Annotated in this window: 8 protein-coding genes and 1 riboswitch; of the genes, 5 read left to right on the top strand and 3 right to left on the bottom strand. The window is 76.2% G+C overall.

Annotated features, from left to right (window positions below):
* Window positions 1–256 precede the first annotated feature (256 nt).
* Genes cbiE through C0216_RS09520 form a run of 3 tightly spaced genes read left to right on the top strand, consistent with a single transcriptional unit; the run spans window position 257 to window position 3,094 of the window.
* Entirely contained in the window at window positions 257–1,570 is a 1,314-nt protein-coding gene (cbiE, locus tag C0216_RS09530; RefSeq protein WP_114054848.1) for a precorrin-6y C5,15-methyltransferase (decarboxylating) subunit CbiE, read from the top strand.
* The gene (gene cobM / locus C0216_RS09525) at window positions 1,567–2,316 is read left to right on the top strand and encodes a precorrin-4 C(11)-methyltransferase (protein ID WP_114054847.1); all 750 of its coding nucleotides are present in this window, start codon (window positions 1,567–1,569) and stop codon (window positions 2,314–2,316) included. Before cbiE ends, cobM begins: the two co-directional genes overlap by 4 nt.
* Window positions 2,306–3,094 (top strand): cobalt-precorrin-6A reductase, encoded by a 789-nt coding sequence (locus C0216_RS09520; protein ID WP_114054846.1) that lies wholly within the window; start codon window positions 2,306–2,308, stop codon window positions 3,092–3,094. The genes cobM and C0216_RS09520 overlap by 11 nt, the downstream gene beginning before the upstream one ends.
* A gap of 61 nt (window positions 3,095–3,155) precedes the next feature.
* Here C0216_RS09520 and C0216_RS09515 read toward each other — a convergent pair whose 3' ends face one another.
* The 3 genes from C0216_RS09515 to cobG are packed head-to-tail and all read right to left on the bottom strand — an operon-like array spanning window position 3,156 to window position 6,690.
* Window positions 3,156–4,703 carry a precorrin-2 C(20)-methyltransferase gene (locus tag C0216_RS09515; RefSeq protein ID WP_114054845.1) on the bottom strand — a complete coding sequence of 516 codons (1,548 nt, stop codon included), beginning with the start codon at window positions 4,701–4,703 and terminating at the stop codon, window positions 3,156–3,158.
* Entirely contained in the window at window positions 4,700–5,347 is a 648-nt protein-coding gene (locus C0216_RS09510) for a precorrin-8X methylmutase (protein ID WP_114054844.1), read from the bottom strand. Before C0216_RS09510 ends, C0216_RS09515 begins: the two co-directional genes overlap by 4 nt.
* On the bottom strand, window positions 5,344–6,690 hold the full coding sequence (gene cobG, locus C0216_RS09505; protein ID WP_246042431.1) for a precorrin-3B synthase: 1,347 nt from the start codon (window positions 6,688–6,690) through the stop codon (window positions 5,344–5,346). Before cobG ends, C0216_RS09510 begins: the two co-directional genes overlap by 4 nt.
* A gap of 130 nt (window positions 6,691–6,820) precedes the next feature.
* Window positions 6,821–6,926, top strand: a riboswitch (cobalamin riboswitch).
* Window positions 6,927–6,979: 53 nt separating this feature from the next.
* On the opposite strand from cobG, the gene cobN reads away from it, so the two are divergent.
* Window positions 6,980–10,597, top strand: a complete 3,618-nt coding sequence (gene cobN / locus C0216_RS09500; RefSeq protein WP_114054842.1) for a cobaltochelatase subunit CobN — start codon at window positions 6,980–6,982, stop codon at window positions 10,595–10,597.
* A 198-nt stretch (window positions 10,598–10,795) separates the two neighbouring features.
* Window positions 10,796–13,015 carry a terpene synthase family protein gene (locus C0216_RS09495; RefSeq protein ID WP_114054841.1) on the top strand — a complete coding sequence of 740 codons (2,220 nt, stop codon included), beginning with the start codon at window positions 10,796–10,798 and terminating at the stop codon, window positions 13,013–13,015.
* Window position 13,016: the final 1 nt, after the last annotated feature.

Genomic DNA, 13,016 nt, shown 5'->3' with positions numbered 1-13,016 from the left:
CCGGTGCGACGGGCCTGCACCGGCGCGCGGCATGCGGGCCGGCGGCCGGGGCGCGCCCTCGGTGCAGGTGGGGGGCGCTGGTGGCGGGGGGCGGGCGATCGGGGCGGGTGACCGGACAGTAGGCTGCGGGTTCGGCGCCGGGCGTGCCGTCGGGCCGGTTGTGCGGGTCGGTCCGCCGTCGCGCGGCCCGCCCGCTCGACGTCCTCGATGCGCCGTCCTGTCAGCCGTCTCCGTTCCGATCCCGAGGTAGCGCGCCGTGAGCCCCGTACCGCCCCCCGTGCCCGTTTCGGTCGTCGGCGTCGGTGCCGACGGGTGGGGTGGGCTTGCCGCCGCCGCGCAAGACGTCCTGGCTTCCGCCGAGGTGCTGATCGGGGGGCCGCGGCAGCTCGACCTGCTGCCCGCCGGCGAGTGCCCCGGGGAGCGCGTGGCGTGGCCGAGTCCGCTGCGGCCCGCCGTGCCGCGGCTCGCCGCCGAGCACGCCGGGCGCCGTGTCGCCGTCCTGGCCAGCGGGGATCCCATGTTCTACGGGATCGGCCGCGCCCTGTCCGAGGAGCTCGGGCCCGAGGCCCTGCGGGTGCACCCCCACCCGTCGTCCGTGTCGTACGCCTGCGCCCGCCTCGGGTGGCCGGTGGAGGACACGGAGGTCGTGACGGTCGTCGGCCGTCCCGTGGCCCGGCTCGCCGCGGCCCTGCACGACGGCCGCCGGGTGCTCGTCCTCAGCTCCGGTGCGGCGAGCCCGCGCGAGATCGCGGCGCTGCTGCGCGAGCGGGGCTTCGGCCCGAGCCGCATGCGGGTGCTGGAGCAGCTCGGCTCGGAGCGCGAGGACGCGTACGAGGGCACCGCCGACGGCTGGGACCGTCCGCCGGGCGACCCGCTGAACGTGGTGGCGGTGGACTGCCGCCGGGACCCGGCCTCCGCGGTCCCGCGGCTCGGCGCGACGCCGGGCCTGCCGGATGCGGCGTACGAGCACGACGGCCAGCTCACCAAGCGCCATGTGCGGGCGGCGACGCTGTGCGCGCTGGCCCCGGCGCCCGGGGAGCTGCTGTGGGACATCGGGGGCGGCTCCGGCTCGATCGGCATCGAGTGGATGCGGACGCACCCGTCCTGCCGGGCGGTCGCGGTGGAGCGCGTCCCGGAGCGGGCCGGCCGGATCGGCCGCAACGCGGCCGCGCTCGGCGTGCCCGGGCTGCGCGTGGTGACCGGCTCGGCTCCCGCGGCGCTGGCCGGACTGCCCGCCCCGGATGCGGTGTTCGTCGGCGGCGGGCTGACCGCGCCCGGTCTGCTGGACGCGGTCTGGGAGGCGCTGCCGCCCGGCGGCCGGCTCGTCGTGAACACGGTCACCCTGGAGTCCGAGGCCGTCCTCGGCGAGCGGCACCGCCGCCACGGCGGCGACCTGGTCAAGCTGTCCGTCGCGCACGCCGTGCCCGTCGGCGGGTTCACGGGCTGGCGGCAGGCGATGCCGGTGACCCAGTGGTCCGTCGTCAAGCCGGCCGCTCCCCCGGCCTCTTGCGGCTCCCCCGCCCCTCCCTCCTCCTCATCCTCCGACGACGACAAGGACCAGCAGTCATGACCGTGTACTTCATCGGGGCGGGCCCCGGTGCCGCCGACCTGATCACGGTGCGCGGGGCCCGGACGCTGGCCGCCGCCCCGGTCTGCCTCTACGCCGGCAGCCTCGTCCCGCGCGAGCTGCTCGCCGAGTGCCCGGACGGCGCCCGCCTGGTGGACACCTCCCGCCTGAACCTGGACGAGATCATCGCCGAGTGCGTACGGGCGCACGAGGCGGGCCTGGACGTGGCGCGGCTCCACTCCGGCGACCCGTCGGTCTTCAGCGCGGTCGCCGAGCAGATGCGCCGGCTCGACGCGGCGGGGATCCCGTACGAGGTCGTGCCCGGCGTGCCGGCGTTCGCGGCGGCGGCGGCCGCGCTGAAGCGGGAGCTGACGGTTCCCACGGTCGGCCAGACGGTGATCCTGACCCGGATCGCGCAGCAGGCCACGCCGATGCCGCCGGGCGAGGACCTTGCCACGCTGGGCCGCAGCGGGGCGCTGCTGGTGCTGCACCTGGCGACCCGCTACGTCGACCGGGTCGTGGAGGAGCTGCTGCCGCACTACGGGGCCGAGTGCCCGGCCGCGGTGGTGGCGATGGCGAGCCGCCCCGACGAGCTGGTCCTGCGCGGCACGCTGGCCGACATCGCCGGGCAGGTGAAGGAGGCGGGCCTGGTCCGCACGTCCGTCATCATCGTGGGCCGGACGCTGGGCGCGGAGCAGTTCCGCGACAGCCACCTGTACTCGCCCGAGCGCGACCGGCATGTCTGCTGAGGCGGGATCCGGGCCGCACGTCCTGGTGCTGGGCGGCACCACCGAGGCCCGGCGCCTCGCGGAGCTCCTCGCGGAGGGGGCGGCGGACGCCGCGGGCCGCCCGTGGCGGGTGACGACGTCCCTGGCGGGCCGCGTGGCCGCGCCGGTGCTGCCGCCGGGCGGGGTGCGGATCGGCGGGTTCGGCGGGCCGGAGGGGCTCGCCGCCTGGATCGCCGCGCACGCGGTCACGCATCTCGTCGACGCCACCCACCCGTTCGCGGAGCGGATGAGCTTCAACGCGGCGGCCGCGGCCCGGCTGGCGGGCGTGCCGCTGCTGGCGCTGCGCCGCCCCGGATGGTCGCCCGGGCCGGGGGACGACTGGACGTTCGCCGCCGACCTCGCGGAGGCCGCGTCCCTCCTGCCCGGGCTCGGCAGCCGGGTGTTCCTGACCACCGGCCGGACCGGTCTGCACGCCTTCGCGCACCTCGCGGACCCGTGGTTCCTGGTGCGCTCGGTGGACCCGCCGGCGGCGCCCGCGCCGCCGCGCCTGGAAGTCCTCCTGGCGCGCGGGCCGTTCAGCCTGGACGACGAGCGCGCGCTGCTCGCCCGGCACCGCATCGACGTCCTCGTCACCAAGGACAGCGGCGGCCAGGCGACCGCCCCGAAGCTGGCCGCCGCCCGCGAGGCGGGTGTCCCGGTGCTGGTGGTGCGCCGCCCGCCGGTGCCGGCCGGGGTGCCGGAGGCGGGTACGGCGGCTGCCGCCGCGCGGTGGCTGCACGGCCCGGCAGGCCGGTCCTGAGCCGCCGCGGCAGCGCCCGGCGCCGTCGTGCCCCGGGCCCTGCTGCGGCTGCCGCCGCCCGTCAGGGGTAGCGGCGGGGCGTCCAGGCGACGGAGGTCCCGTCGGGCCGCTCCGTGACCTGTGTCTGCGAGGAGCCGATCAGCAGGATGGTCCGCATGTCGACCTCGGACGGCTCCAGCGTCTCCAGCGTCACGACGCGGACGGACTGCTCCGGGCCGCCCACGTCGCGGGCGACGACCACCGGGGTGTGCGGGGAGCGCAGCTCCAGCAGCAGGTCGCGGGCCTTGGCGACCTGCCAGGTCCGGCTGCGCGAGCCCGGGTTGTACAGGGCGAGGACGAGGTCCGCGGCGGCGGCCGCGCGCAGCCGTTCCGCGATCACCTCCCAGGGCTTGAGCCGGTCGGACAGGGAGACGGTGGCGTAGTCGTGGCCGAGCGGGGCGCCGGCCGCGGCGGCGGCCGCGTTGGCGGCGGTGACGCCGGGCAGGACCCGTACGGGCACGTCCTTGTAGGCGTCCTGCGCGGCGGCCTCCAGGACGGCGGTGGCCATGGCGAAGACGCCCGGGTCGCCGCCGGACACGACGGCGACGCGCTTGCCGCGGCGGGCGAGGTCGAGGGCGAACTCGGCGCGCTCCGCCTCGACCTTGTTGTCGGAGCCGTGCCGGATCTGGCCCGGCCTGGCGGGGACCCGGTCGAGGTAGGTGGTGTAGCCGACGAGGACCTCGGCGTCGGACAGCGCCCGCCGCGTCTCGGGGGTCAGCCACAGCGGTCCGGCGGGGCCGGTGCCGACGACGGCGACCTCGCCGGGGCCGGACGGGACGCTGCCGGGGTTGCCGACACGGCTGGGGACGACCGCGACGGAGAAGTAGGGGACGGTGTCCGGGTCGGTGTCGGCGAGCAGCCCGGTCCGCTCGCCGTCCATGGTGGCCCGCTCCACGTAGCGCGCCTCGGCGAGGCGGCCGCTCGTCTCCAGGGCGCGGCGGACGGCGGGGAAGGTGCGGCCCAGCTTCATGACGACCGCGGAGTCGGTCGCGGCGAGCCGCGCGGCGAGCTCCTCCTCGGGGAGGGTGCCGGGGAGGACCGTCAGGACCTCCTCGCCCTCGACGAGCGGGGTGCCGAGGCGGGCGGCGGCGGCGCTGACCGAGGTCACGCCGGGGATCACCTCGGCCTCGTACCGGTCGGCGAGCCGCTTGTGCATGTGCATGTAGGAGCCGTAGAAGAGCGGGTCGCCCTCGGCGAGGACGGCGACGGTGCGGCCGGCGTCCAGGTGGGCGGCCAGGCGGGCGGCGGAGGCCTCGTAGAACTCCTCCATCGCGCCCTGGTAGCCGCCCGGGTGGTCGGTGGTCTCGGTGGTGACCGGGTAGACCAGCGGCTCCTCGATATGGTCGGCGCGCAGGTGGCGGGCCGCGATCGAGCGGGCGATGGAGCGGCCGTGGCGGGCGCTGTGGTAGGCGACGACGTCGGCCTCGGCGATGGCCTCGACGGCGCGCAGCGTCATCAGGGACGGGTCGCCGGGGCCGAGGCCGACGCCGTAGAGGCGGCCCTTGGCCGGGGCGGCCGCGCTCCCGGCGGCTGCGGGGGTCGCTGCGGGGGTTGCTGCGGTGGTGCTCATTCTTCCTCGCTCGCGATCGCGTTGAGGGCGGCGGCCGCGAGGGCGCTGCCGCCGCGCCGGCCGCGGACGACCAGGTGGTCGAGGTTCGAGGGGTGCGCGGCGAGGGCGTCCTTGGACTCGGCGGCGCCGATGAAGCCGACGGGCACGCCGATGACGGCGGCCGGGCGCGGGGCGCCCTCCTCGATCATCTCCAGCAGGCGGAACAGGGCGGTCGGGGCGTTGCCGACGGCGACGACGGAGCCCTCCAGCAGGCCGCGGTCGCGCCACACCTCCAGGGCGGCGGCGCTGCGAGTGGTGCCCATGCGGGCGGCGAGCGCGGGGACGGCCGGGTCGGAGAGGGTGCAGACGACCTGGTTGTCGGCGGGGAGCCGCTTGCGGGTGACGCCGCTGGCGACCATCTGCACGTCGCAGAGGATGGGGGCGCCCGCGTGCAGGGCGGCCCGGGCACGGAGCACGACGTCCGGGGTGTAGCCGAGGTCCTGGGGCAGGTCGGTCATTCCGCAGGCGTGGATCATGCGCACCGCGACCTGCGCCACGGAGGCGGGCAGTCCGGAGAGGTCCGCCTCGGCGCGGATCGTGGCAAAGGACTGGCGGTAGATCTCCGCCCCGTCCTTCTCGTACTCGAACACTGTGTACTCGCTCATTTCTTCGCTGCGTCGTGGGAGGGGGTGCGGCATGCGTCAGTGCGGCGTGCGTCCGCGAGGACCGCGGCCAGTTCGGAAGTCTTCACGGTCCGGTGCGCCGGACCGGCGGTTCCGGCTGCGGCGAGCGTGACGGCGTACCCGTCGCCGGTGGCGACCAGGTCGACCCACGCGGTGCCGCGGGGGTGGCCGCAGCGGCGCTCGCAGCCGGACCAGTGCACGGGCAGCGGTCCGGTCGCCCGGGCCGCGACGGCGCGCGCGTCGGCCCGTACGTCGGCGAGCGCCTTGGCGCAACCGGGGCGCCCCGTACAGGCGGTGACGGACCGCCAGGGGCTGTCGGGGGCGGTGGCGAGGCCGGCGCGGGCGAGGGCGGCGAGGGCGGAGTCCGCGGCGCCGGCGGCGAGCCCGGGGACGACGACGCCCCGCCAGGGCGTGAGCCGCATGCGGCCCGACAGCCCGGCCAGCAGCCGCCACTGGGCGGTGTCGAGGCGGCCGAGCGGGGCGAGGACGGACAGCGCGGCCGGTCCGCCGGAGGTGCCGCGCACGACGCCGGGCAGGGGCTCGGGCCCGCCTGGGCCCTGCGGGGCGTCGAGCGGAACCACCTCGGCCGGGATCCCGGCGGCGGCGAGGCGCGCCGCCAACCCGGCGGCGTCCGGGCGGTGTTCGGGCGGCAGCTCGGCGACCCGCCAGGCGCGGGTGCCGGCGGCGCGGGCCGCGTCGAGGAAGCACAGGGCGGCTGCCACGGCGGCGCGCGGCGCGTCGTCCGCGGCGACGCGGGCGGCCCGGGAGTCCGGGCCGCCCGGCCCGAGCCACAGCAGCGCCTGCCCGCCCCCGCATGCCAGGACGTTGGCGTCGGCGGACAGGGACAGCACGTCGCCGCGCCCGTCGTCGACGGCGAACAGGAACCGCCCCGACAGTGCGGCCGCGGCCGGCTCTGCGCACAGCTCCCGGTCCAGGCGGGCGACCCAGGGTGCGACGTCCGCCCGCCCCCGCCCGTCCAGGCCGGTCAGCGGTGAGGCGACGACGTTGCGGACCCGCTCGTGTCCGGGCGCCGGCAGCAGCCCGGCCCGCTCCAGGACGGCGGCCAGTTCGCCGCCGCAGGACGCGCCGAGGCCGCGGAGTTGGGCGTTGCCGCGCGAGGTGAGGTCGATGTGCCCGTCGCCGAGCCGGTCCGCTGCGTCGGCGAGCAGCCGGGCCGCGTCCGCGCCGAGGATGCCGCCGGGGATCCGGATCCGGGCCAGGAACCCGTCGTCGGCGGCGTGGAGCCGCAGTGCGCCCGGGCAGGCGTCACCGCGGTCACGTATGACCGGTTCGTCCCGCGATACGGCGGAAGGGGGCTGGGGCATGGCGGCGAGCATACCCACCGATGCGCTCCCCCCATGCTCCCGTGAGCTGTGGCCGACGCCACCCTCCCCGACTCCCGGCCGGGGGCGGCGGCACCTAAGATGACCTTCGGCGTGCCACACGGCCCGCTCATCGCCGAGGACGGCGACATGGGAGGAAGCCCGGTGCGATTCCGGCGCGGTCCCGCCACTGTGAGCCCGGCAGAGCAGCCGCTCGGCGCCGGGTGAGCCAGGAACTCCCGCCGTCCCCACTGCCCGGGGCGCGGAAACCCCGAGGAAGGCCTGCCGCCGCATGATCCTGCTGCTGTCGACGTCCGACACCGATCTGCTCAGCGCCCGCGCCGCCGGGGGCCCCGTCCCCTACCGGTTCGCGAACCCCTCCCGCCTTCCCCTGGACGACCTGCCCGGCCTCCTCGACGGCGCCGACCTGGTCGTCGTACGCCTCCTCGGCGGCCTGCGCGCCTGGGAGGACGGCCTGGAGGCGCTCCTGGACCGCGAGCAGACCCGCCCGGTCGTCGTGCTGACCGGCGAACAGGCCCCGGACGCGCAGCTGATGGAGGCCTCGACCGTCCCGATCGGCATCGCGGCCGAGGCGCACGCCTACCTCGCGCACGGCGGGCCGGACAACCTGGAGCAGCTGGCCCGCTTCCTGTCCGACACGGTGCTGCTGACCGGCCACGGCTTCGAGCCGCCCGCCGCCGCGCCGACGTGGGGCCCGCTGGAGCGCCCCGACGCCCCGTCCGCCGCGGCCGACGGCCCGCGGATCGCCGTGCTGTACTACCGCGCCCACCAGATGAGCGGCAACACCGCCTTCGTGCACGCGCTGTGCGACGCGATCACCGCGGCGGGCGGGTCGCCCGTGCCGCTGTACGTGTCCTCCCTGCGCACGCCCGAGCCGGAGTTGCTCGCCGCGCTGGAGGGCGCCGACGCCGTCGTCACGACCGTCCTCGCGGCCGGCGGCACCCGCCCGGCGACCGCCTCCGCCGGCGGGGACGACGAGTCCTGGGACGCCGGCGCGCTGGCCCGCCTCGGCGTGCCCGTCCTGCAGGCGCTGTGCCTGACCGGGTCGCGCAGCGCCTGGGAGGAGAACGACGAGGGCCTGTCCCCGCTGGACGCCGCGACGCAGGTCGCCGTCCCCGAGTTCGACGGCCGCCTGATCACCGTGCCGTTCTCCTTCAAGGAGTTCGACGCGGACGGGCTGCCCGCCTACGTCGCCGACCCCGAGCGCGCCGCGCGCGTCGCCGGGATCGCCGTGCGGCACGCCCGGCTGCGGCACATCGCCCGCGCCGACAAGAAGATCGCACTGGTGCTGTCGGCGTACCCGACGAAGCACTCCCGGATCGGCAACGCCGTGGGCCTCGACACCCCGGCGAGCGCGGTCCGGCTGCTGCGCGCCCTCATCGACGGCGGCTACGACTTCGGGCCGGCCGAGGACATCCCGGGCCTGGTCTCCGGCGACGGCGACGAGCTGATCCGCGCCCTGATCGAGGCCGGCGGCCACGACCAGGACTGGCTGACGGAGGAGCAGCTCGCCCGCAACCCGGTCCGCATCCCCGCGGCCGACTACAGGCGCTGGTACGCCGAACTGCCGGCGGAGCTGCGCGAGCAGGTCGAGGAGCACTGGGGTGAGGCCCCCGGCAGCATGTTCGTCGACCGCTCGGCCAACCCCGAGGGCGACATCGTCCTCGCGGCGCTGCGCCGCGGGAACCTGCTGATCCTGATCCAGCCGCCGCGCGGCTTCGGCGAGAACCCGATCGCGATCTACCACGACCCGGACCTGCCTCCGTCGCACCACTACCTGGCCGCCTACCGGTGGATCCAGGCCGCCGCCGAGGACGGCGGCTTCGGCGCCGACGCGATGATCCACCTCGGCAAGCACGGCAACCTGGAGTGGCTGCCGGGCAAGAACGCGGGCCTGTCCGCGGCCTGCGCCCCCGACGCGGCGCTCGGCGACCTGCCGCTCGTCTACCCGTTCCTCGTCAACGACCCGGGCGAGGGCACCCAGGCCAAGCGGCGCGTGCACGCCACCCTCGTCGACCACCTGGTGCCGCCGATGGCGCGCGCCGAGTCGTACGGCGACATCGCGCGCCTGGAGCAGCACCTCGACGAGTACGCGCAGATCTCCGCCATGGACCCGGCGAAGCTGCCGGCGATCCGCGCGCAGATCTGGACCCTGATCCAGGCCGCGAAGCTCGACCACGACCTGGGCCTGGAGGAGCGCCCGGACGACGACGGCTTCGACGACTTCCTGCTGCACGTCGACGGCTGGCTGTGCGAGGTGAAGGACGCGCAGATCCGCGACGGCCTGCACGTCCTGGGCGGCGCCCCGGCCGGTGAGGCCCGCGTCAACCTGGTCCTGGCCATCCTGCGCGCCCGCCAGATCTGGGGCGGCACCACGGCCCTGCCCGGCCTGCGCGAGGCCCTCGGCCTGGACGAGTCCAAGGCGACCCGCACCTCCGCCGACGAGGCGGAGGAGGCGGCGCGCGGGCTGGTGCAGGCGATGGAGGACGCCGGCTGGGACCCGGCCGCCGTGTCCCGGGTAGCCGCCGGGCACCCGGAGCAGGTCGCGGCGGTGCTGGACTTCGCGGCCCGCGAGGTCGTCCCCCGCCTGGCCGGCACCACCGACGAGATCGCGCACGTGGTGGCCGCGCTCGACGGCCGGTTCGTCCCGGCCGGCCCGTCCGGCTCGCCGCTGCGCGGCCTGGTCAACGTGCTGCCGACCGGCCGCAACTTCTACTCCGTCGACCCGAAGGCCGTGCCCTCCCGCCTCGCGTGGGAGACCGGCCAGGCACTGGCGGAGTCGCTGCTGGAGCGCTACCGCACCGACAACGGCGAGTGGCCGGCGTCGGTGGGCCTGTCCCTGTGGGGCACGAGCGCGATGCGCACCGCCGGCGACGACGTCGCCGAGGCGCTGGCCCTCCTCGGCGTGCGCCCGGTGTGGGACGAGGCCTCGCGCCGGGTGACCTCCCTGGAGGCGATCCCGCCCGCCGAGCTGGGCCGGCCCCGCGTCGACGTCACGCTGCGCATCTCCGGCTTCTTCCGGGACGCCTTCCCGCACGTCATCGGCCTGCTCGACGACGCGGTACGGCTCGTGGCCGCGCTCGACGAGCCGGCGGAGCAGAACTTCGTACGGGCCCACGCGCAGGCCGACCTGGCCGAGCACGGCGACGAGCGGCGCGCCACCACCCGCATCTTCGGCTCCCGGCCGGGCACCTACGGCGCCGGCATCCTCCAGCTGATCGACTCGCGGGACTGGCGCACCGACGCCGACCTGGCGGAGGTCTACACGGTGTGGGGCGGCTACGCGTACGGCCGCGGCCTGGAGGGCCGCCCGGCGCGCGCCGAGATGGAGTCCGCGTACAAGCGGATCACGGTGGCCGCGAAGAACACGGACACCCGCGAGCACGACATCGCCGACTCGGACGACTACTTCCAGTACCACGGCGGCATGGTGGCGACGGTCCGCGCGCTGCGCGGCACGGCGCCGGAGGCGTACATCGGCGACTCCACCCGCCCGGAGACGGTCAAGACCCGCACCCTGGTGGAGGAGACCAGCCGCGTCTTCCGCGCCCGCGTGGTCAATCCGCGGTGGATCGAGGCGATGCGCCGGCACGGCTACAAGGGCGCCTTCGAGCTGGCGGCGACGGTGGACTACCTGTTCGGGTACGACGCCACGACGGGCGTGGTCGCGGACTGGATGTACGACAAGCTGACCGAGACGTACGTCCTGGACCCGGAGAACCGCGCGTTCCTGGAGGAGGCCAACCCCTGGGCGCTGCACGGCATCGCCGAACGGCTGCTGGAGGCGGAGTCCCGCGGCATGTGGGAGAAGCCGGACCCGCAGGTGCTGGAGGCGCTGCGGCAGGTGTACCTGGACACCGAGGGCAACCTGGAGTCCGACGGCGGCTGACGCGGGCCCCGCACGCCGCCGCCCATAGCGTCCGCGGCGCGGCGGCGTGCGGTGGACGGCGCCGCTTCACCTGATGCGGTGAAGCGGCACTTGGGGCGGCCGGGAGGCGGGTAGGGCACAGCCGATCCCGTGCGGGGGGACGGCGTCCGGGGACGGTTCCGGCCTTCCGCAGCCCCGGACCGAAAGGCCTGCCCCGACGTGACCCAGCCGTTCCGCCTGCCGGACTTCTACGTGCCGTACCCGGCGAGACTCAACCCGCACCTGGAGGCCGCCAGGGAGCACACCCGGCGGTGGGCCCGGGGCTTCGGGATGCTGGAGGGCTCCGGCGTCTGGACGCAGGAGGACCTCGACGCGCACGACTACGCGCTGCTGTGCTCCTACACCCACCCCGACTGCGGCGCCGACGCCCTGGAGCTCGTCACCGACTGGTACGTGTGGGTGTTCTTCTTCGACGACCACTTCCTGGAGGTGTACAAGCGCAGCGGGGACCGCGAGGGCGCGCGGGCGTACCTCGACGGACTGGCCGCGTTCATGCCGATGGACCTCGCGGACGGGTTCCCCGAGCCGGCCAACCCCGTCGAGGCGGGCCTGAGGGACCTGTGGCAGCGCACGGTCCCGGCGATGTCCGCGGCGTGGAGGGAACGGTTCGCCGAATCGACGCGGAACCTGCTGAACGAGTCGATGTGGGAGCTGCACAACATCGGCATGGGGCGGGTCGCGAACCCGCTGGAGTACATCGAGATGCGCCGCAAGGTCGGCGGGGCGCCCTGGTCGGCCGGGCTGGTCGAGTACGTGGCGGCGGAGGTCCCCGCCCGGGTGGCCCACGCGCGGCCGCTCCAGGTGCTCCGCGACGCCTTCTCGGATGCCGTGCACATCCGCAACGACATCTTCTCGTACCGGCGCGAGGTCGAGGAGGAGGGCGAACTCTCCAACGCGGTCCTGGTGTTGGAGACCTTCCTGGACTGCACCACGCAGGAGGCCGCCGACCTGGCCAACGACCTGCTGACGTCCCGGCTGGAGCAGTTCGAGTACACGGCCCTCGCGGAGGTGCCCGCGCTCGCCGCCCGCCACGGGCTCGGCCCCGACGAGGCCGCGGCCGTCCTGGCGTACGCGAAGGGCCTGCAGGACTGGCAGTCCGGCGGCCACGAGTGGCACATGGCCTCCAGCCGCTACATGAACGAGGAGGCGCGGCGCTCCGCCCCGCGGACCCTGCCGTTCCTGCCCGGCGGCCTCGGGACGGCGGCCCTGGACTGGCGCTCGGTCCTCACGCCCCGCTCGCTGGAGCTGCGCCGGCGCCGGTTCTCGCACGTGCCGTTCCGGAAGGTGGGGCGGCGGATCCTGCCGGACATCGACCTGCCGTTCGCGCTGTCCCTCAACCCGCACCTGGACCGGGCCCGCCGCGAACTCACAGCGTGGTGCCGGGTGGTGGGGATGCTCGAACCGCAGCCCGGCGACCCCGGCTCGGACGTCTGGACCGAGGACGTGCTGGCCGGCATGGACCTGGCGCTGTGCGCGGCGGGCATCGACCCGGACGCCGCGCCGGAGGCGCTGTCGCTGGGCGCGCAGTGGCTGGCCTGGGGCACGTACGGGGACGACTACTACCCGCGGGTGTTCGGCGCGGCGCGGGACCCCGGCGGCGCGCGGGCGGCTGCGGACCGGCTCGCCGCGATGATGCCGCCGGAGCCGGGGCAGGGCCCGGAGCCGCTCACCGCGCTGGAGCGCGGCCTGGCGGACCTGTGGGCGCGGACCGCGGCCGGTCTGGACGGGCAGGCGCGCGCGGGGTTCCGCCGCCACGTCGTCGCGATGCTGGACTCCTGGGTCTGGGAGATCGCGAACACGGCCGTGAACCGGGTGCCGGATCCGGTGGACTACGCGGAGATGCGCCGCTTCACCTTCGGCTCGGACCTGACGATGTTCCTGGCCCGGCTCGGCCGCGGGGACGGCACCGCCTTCCCGGAGGAGCTGCGCCGCGAGGGGGCGGTCCGCTCGCTGGAGAGCGCCGCCGCCGACGTCGGCTGCCTGGTCAACGACCTGTTCTCGTACCGGAAGGAGATCGAGTTCGAGGGCGAGGTGCACAACCACGTGCTCGTCGCGCAGCACTTCTTCGGCATCGACTACCCGCAGGCGGCCGCGATCGTCGCCGACCTGCTGGCGCAGCGCACCCGGGAGTTCGAGCACGTCCGCGACCACCAGCTGCCGGTGCTGTGCGACGACCGGGGGCTGGGGGCCGCGGAGCGGGCGGCGCTCGCCTCGTACGTGCGGGAGCTGGAGGACTGGATGGCGGCGATCCTCCACTGGCACCGCAGCGTGCGCCGTTACCGGGACGAGGAGCTGCGGCCTGGGCCCGCCGGGCTGCGGGCGCTCCTGGCGGGCCCCGGGTTCGGGATGGCGGCGGCGCGGATCTCCCTGCCGTCGTGAG

This window comes from Streptomyces globosus (assembly GCF_003325375.1).
Lineage (GTDB): Bacteria > Actinomycetota > Actinomycetes > Streptomycetales > Streptomycetaceae > Streptomyces > Streptomyces globosus_A.
This window is presented reverse-complemented; position numbering and strand designations above follow the sequence as displayed.